Origin of the sequence: Sulfurihydrogenibium yellowstonense SS-5 (genome assembly GCF_000173615.1) — a bacterium.
Taxonomy (GTDB): Bacteria; Aquificota; Aquificia; order Aquificales; family Hydrogenothermaceae; genus Sulfurihydrogenibium; species Sulfurihydrogenibium yellowstonense.
This window is the reverse complement of sequence record NZ_ABZS01000115.1, coordinates 1-5,326: the sequence shown is the minus strand read 5'-3', so window position 1 is coordinate 5,326 and position 5,326 is coordinate 1. Positions and strand designations below refer to the sequence as shown.

Annotated in this window: 7 protein-coding genes; 1 reads left to right on the top strand and 6 read right to left on the bottom strand. The window is 33.0% G+C overall.

Annotated features, from left to right (window positions below; genetic code table 11):
• Positions 1-758 (top strand): tyrosine--tRNA ligase (gene tyrS / locus SULYE_RS05515; RefSeq protein ID WP_007547357.1); only part of this gene is annotated, 758 nt, incomplete at its 5' end.
• A gap of 186 nt (positions 759-944) precedes the next feature.
• Here tyrS and SULYE_RS05510 read toward each other — a convergent pair.
• From SULYE_RS05510 to hisG, 6 genes are all read right to left on the bottom strand, one after another.
• Positions 945-1,292, bottom strand: a complete 348-nt coding sequence (locus SULYE_RS05510) for a YraN family protein (RefSeq protein WP_007547356.1) — start codon at positions 1,290-1,292, stop codon at positions 945-947.
• Positions 1,285-2,157: a peptidylprolyl isomerase gene (locus tag SULYE_RS05505; RefSeq protein WP_007547355.1), complete on the bottom strand. Its 873-nt coding sequence runs from the start codon at positions 2,155-2,157 to the stop codon at positions 1,285-1,287. The genes SULYE_RS05510 and SULYE_RS05505 overlap by 8 nt, the downstream gene beginning before the upstream one ends.
• Positions 2,154-2,684, bottom strand: a complete 531-nt coding sequence (locus SULYE_RS05500; RefSeq protein WP_007547354.1) for a DUF29 domain-containing protein — start codon at positions 2,682-2,684, stop codon at positions 2,154-2,156. Before SULYE_RS05500 ends, SULYE_RS05505 begins: the two co-directional genes overlap by 4 nt.
• Before the next feature lie 2 nt (positions 2,685-2,686).
• Positions 2,687-3,208 carry a DUF29 domain-containing protein gene (locus SULYE_RS05495; RefSeq protein WP_007547353.1) on the bottom strand — a complete coding sequence of 174 codons (522 nt, stop codon included), beginning with the start codon at positions 3,206-3,208 and terminating at the stop codon, positions 2,687-2,689.
• Positions 3,195-4,661: a bifunctional UDP-N-acetylglucosamine diphosphorylase/glucosamine-1-phosphate N-acetyltransferase GlmU gene (glmU, locus tag SULYE_RS05490; protein WP_007547352.1), complete on the bottom strand. Its 1,467-nt coding sequence runs from the start codon at positions 4,659-4,661 to the stop codon at positions 3,195-3,197. The genes SULYE_RS05495 and glmU overlap by 14 nt, the downstream gene beginning before the upstream one ends.
• 375 nt (positions 4,662-5,036) lie before the next feature.
• Positions 5,037-5,326, bottom strand: a 290-nt coding sequence (hisG, locus tag SULYE_RS05485) for an ATP phosphoribosyltransferase (RefSeq protein ID WP_007547349.1), incomplete at its 5' end; no start/stop codon positions are given.

Below are 5,326 nucleotides of genomic sequence, written 5' to 3'. Positions count from 1 at the left end.
AAGACTTTAAGAAAAGGTTTAAAGAAAATATACCTATTTCAATACATGAGTTCATTTACCCACTACTGCAAGCTTATGACTCGGTAGCTATTAAAGCAGATGTGGAGCTTGGCGGTTCTGACCAAAGATTTAACTTATTGATAGGAAGGGATATTCAAAAAGAGTATGGAATTGAAAGTCCTCAGGTAGCAATACTGCTTCCTCTTTTAGTTGGCACTGATGGCGTTAAGAAAATGAGTAAATCTTACGGAAACTATATTGGAATAACCCAGCCACCGGAAGAAATGTTTGGAAAAATAATGTCTATTTCTGATGAACTTATGTGGCAATACTGGGAATTATTAACAGACTTAACATTAGATGAGATAAACAAGCTTAAAGAAGATGTCCAAAAAGGTATCTTGCATCCGATGGAAGTAAAAAAACAGCTTGGAATGTATATTGTTGAAAGATTCCACAGTAAAGAAGATGCAATAAAAGCAAGAGAACATTTTGAAAAGGTTCATTCCAAGAAAGAAATTCCGGAAGAAATTCCGGTATTTAAAGCATCTGAAATTGGCACTGAAACAGAGCTTTTTGAAATAATTTTTAATTTAAAATTAGCAGAAACAAAGGCAGAAGCTAAAAGACTTATAAAACAAGGTGGAGTTAAAGTTAACGGAGAAAAAATCACAGACCCAATGTATAAGCCGGATTTAACAAAGGAGTTTATAATCCAAGTAGGAAAAAGAAAGTTTGCTAAAATCATTCCAAGCTAAAAGCGTTTTATAAATACGTCAAGTTGGAAATTTAAAAAAGTATTAGATTCTTCGCTTCGCTCAGAATGACATCGAAGTTAATACTTCCTTTAATATTTACCATTTAGCCTATGACTGTCATCCTGAGGACGTAAGTCCGAAGGAACTCCTTATTTTGTAAAATTTCTTAATTTGCCACTCAAGACATCATTCCAAACTAAAAGCGTTCTCTAAATGAAAAATTTGGTTGCCTTTAAAGGCAACCACGTCAAACCTAAAATCTTTTTCCTGTAGATTATTCTCTTCAATAAATTGTAATGCTGTTTTTACAATCTTGTCTATTTTTTTCTTTGTTATACTCTCTTCACCACTGCCAAAATCTTCTGTGAACCTTCCCTTAACTTCTACAAAAACAATTACATTATTTGTTTCAGCTATTATATCAATTTCACCATACTTAGACCTGTAGTTTCTAAGTAAAACTTTATAGCCGATTGATTCTAAATACTTTACAGCCCTATCTTCAAAAAATTTACCTTTCTGTGTTTTATCCAAGCCTTTGAATTACAGCCCGCTCTTTAAGTTTTCTCAACAATAAATCATATTCTTTTTTAAGCTTTTCTACTTCTTTTTCGCTCATTTCAGCTTTAGGAGTGAGTTTATTCTCTTCTTTTTCTATGTAAATAAAATACATTCCTTCGTTTGTTTCAACTTTAAAAATATCTCCTGCTTTGTGTGAAAAGATCGCTTCGTCAAGTTCTTTAACAAGGTCTCCTTTTTTGATTTCTCCTATCAACCCTTTATTTTCAGCAGTAAATTTATCATCAGAGTATTTAGATGCAAACTCGCTAAAATTATTTTTGTTTAATTCTTTGTCAAGCTTTGATAAAACTTCTTGATAGTCCGGTCTATTTTTTGAGATAAAAATAAGTCTTACTGTTTTAACATCTTCCTTATCGCCTTCAATGATACCTTTTGATGCTTTTTCTCTCATGTATAGATGTAGCAGTCTGTTAGCGAGCATATCTCTTGCTAAAAATTCTTTTAATTTTGAATAAGAAATACCACTATCTTCAAGCTTTTTCTTAAAAGTTTCTAAATCATCAATCCCATTTGCTTTGGCTATGTTTAAAACTGCGTTATCTATTTCCCGTGGAGACACAGAAATACCCATTCTTCTTGCCTGCTGGGCTAAAAGAAATGAGTTTATTATCTTTTCTTCAGCTTCTTTATCATCTTTGATGTTATACCAGTTTTTCGCAAACTCTAAATCTGACTTTAAAACAGGCTCTCCATTAACTACAAGCACAACTTTATCAAAGAGCCGATAACCATCCTCTGCTTTGGCTTTGTTGTTAAAGGTAAATAATAAGACTGTTAAAAGCATTAAAAACACATTCAAGATGCTTGTTTTTTTCATAAAATTCCTCCTTGATTTTCAATCCATGGTTCATATTCTAAAATCTGCTGGATAGTATATGGACATTTTTTCGGAAAATCTTGCTCTGTTGGTATTTTGCCAAAATATCTTTTAGCTAAATGATGATTTTCCGGTTTTTTAAACCATTTAACTAATCTTTTAACTGCACTTTTCCATGCTAAATCTATTTCTTCCTGAGCTTTTCTTTTTAACGAAGGACTATCATTAAATAACCATTCTAATTCAATTCTTGAGTTGTCTATACTATCAATCCAGCTATTTCCCATCGTTTCATTTTCTCTAAAATGCTCATATTTATATAAATGCTCCAAAATCACAGTCATAAAGCTAATTACACTTCTAAGCTCGCTTCTTCCCATACTTTCAAGCTCCTCAATCACATTCTCCCAGTCCACCAAGTCAAACTCTTTATTTTTGAGAAGTTCTACGTTTTCAACTATCCATTGGTAAAAATCTTTGTTGTACAAATCTTTTATTTCTTCTTTATTAAGAGTTTTTACAGCCATAATTACTCCTCCAAGTCCTTTAGCCATGGCTCATACTCTAAAATCTGCTGGAAAGTATACGGGCATATCTTTGAAAAATCTTGCTCCGTTGGCAATCTGCCAAAATATTTTTTAGCTAAGATTTTGTTTTCCGGATATTTAAACCAAGTAATCATCTTTTTGATTGAGTCTTCCCATGCTTCTTGAATGCTTTCTTCAGCTTTTTTCTTTAATGATGGGTTTTTATCAAAAATCTTAATTAGTCTATATCTTGAATTTAAGATACTTTTTATCCAGCCATTGCCCATTGTATTATTATCTCCGAAATGTTCATATTTATAAAGATGTTCTAAAATTACAGTCATGAAACTGATTGCGTTGCTAAGCTCGCTTCTTCCCATACTCTCAAGCTCCTCGATAACATGTTCCCAGTCCACTAAGTCAAATTCTTTGTTCTTTAGTAATTCCACGTTTTCCATAATCCATTGGTAGAAATCTTTGTTGTATAACTGTTTTAAATCTTGTAAATCCTTAGCTGCTTTCATTTTCCATCACCTTCTTTTTTCTCTTTTCAGCATAGTTTTCTATAATTTTTTGCTGACTTCTTTCAATTGCAAGGGCTTTATCCGGAACGTCTTTTGTTATTACTGAGCCAGAGCCTGTAATTGCTTCTTCTCCAATCACAATTGGAGCAACAAGCATCGTATCGCTGCCTATAAAAGCTCTGTCTTTTATAATGGTTTTATGCTTTCTAAATCCGTCATAATTGCATGTAATTGTTCCTGCTCCTATGTTTACATCTTTACCAATTTCAGCATCTCCTAAGTAGCTTAGATGTCTTGCATTTGTTCTTTCTCCGATAATAGAGTTCTTAACTTCAACGAAGTTTCCAATTACTGCCGACTCTTTGATGACTGCATTATTCCTTATTCTTGCAAATGGTCCTATTATAGCGTTATCTTCAATTACAGAATCTTCTATGTAGCTGTTTGCAAGTATTTTGACATTTTTACCTATTTTAGATTTTTTTATGATACAGTTAGGCTCTATTATCGTTCCTTCATCGATAGAAGTTTCTCCTGATAAGAAACAATTTTGATATATTTCTACGTCTCTTGATAAGTTTACATCAAACTCTATCCACGTACTTTCTGGTTGATGGAAAGTTGTACCATTTAAAGCCCAAAATGTAATATATCGTTGCTTTAAAATGTTTTCTACTCCTGCAAGCTGTAATCTATCGTTTACATTTAGTATTTCTGTATAGTCTGGAATTTCTAAAGCATAAACGTATTTTTCCTCTTGTCTTAAAATCTCTATTACATCGGTTAGATAATATTCTTTTTGTGCGTTATTGTTTTCTAATTTTTCAAGTGCATCATATAGGTAAGGAGCATAAAATAAGTATATTCCGGAGTTTACTTCCTTTATATTTTTTTCCTGTGGCGTTGCGTCTTTTTCCTCAACAATTTTTATAACTCTATGACTGCCGTCTTTTATAACCCTTCCATAACCGTACGGATTTGGAACTCTTGCTGTAATCATAACCCCTGCTATGCTTTTATTTCTGTAGCCTTTGTATGTTTCTAAATTTGCTCCTTCGTATCTTATCAATGCTTTAAAGTATTCTCTTGCATTTTTTAGAGTTTCTCCCCCAATAAGCGGAGTGTCTCCGTTTATGATTAAAACATAGCCATCAAAATCTTTAAAATACTCTCTTGCGGTCAAGACTGCATGTCCGGTTCCAAGCTGCTGTTCTTGATATACAAATTTACATCCATCACAGTTTAACTCTTTTATCACTTCTTCTTTTTTATGTCCAACTACAAAAACGATCTCGTCCGGTTTTATCCATGATACTGCGTATTTTACATACCAAATCATAGGCTTTCCAAGTATTTTGTGCAAAACTTTGGGCTTTTCTGATTTAAATCTTGTCCCTTTTCCGGCGGCAAGAATTATTGCTATTAATGGAAAGTCTTTAGCGGTATCTTTCATGCTGTTAACCTCTTAATGATTTATTCCTTTGATTTAAATTTTAACACAAAGCAAGCCGGCAAGGAGACTATTCCAAAAATCCACACTGTCATTCTGCAGCCGTGCGAAGAGTATTCTATCTTCATTAATTTTTTAAAAAAGAGATTCTTTGGACTTTAATACTCATTATGACGGTCAAAGGTGGGGCTGTTCCAAAAATCCACATCGTCATTCTGAGCAAAGCGAAGAATCTCCTGTTTTTTCTTTTAATCAAAAATCAAAAGAAGAGATCCTTCGGCTTTACAGCCTCAGGATGACGAAAAGGTAAACTTACGAGAATTTTAGAACACTCTTGCGCTCTAAGTAAGCAAGAAGGTTGATTTACTTCTTTATGTTTTATTTCTCTAAATATTCTTCTATCTTTTCAATGATTGGGAAAATTTTTTCTGATTTTAGTTTATAGCTTATTCTGTTTATGATGAGCTTTGCTGTCGATGGTCTTATTGGTTCAATTACAACTAACCCGTTTTCTCTAAGGGTTGTGCCTGTTTCTACAATATCGACGATAAACCTTGCAAGTCCTACTAGTGGTGCAAGCTCAACAGAGCCATATAGCTCATAAATCTTAACATTTATACCTTTCTGAGAAAAATATTCCTGGGTTATTTTTGGATATTTGGTAGCGA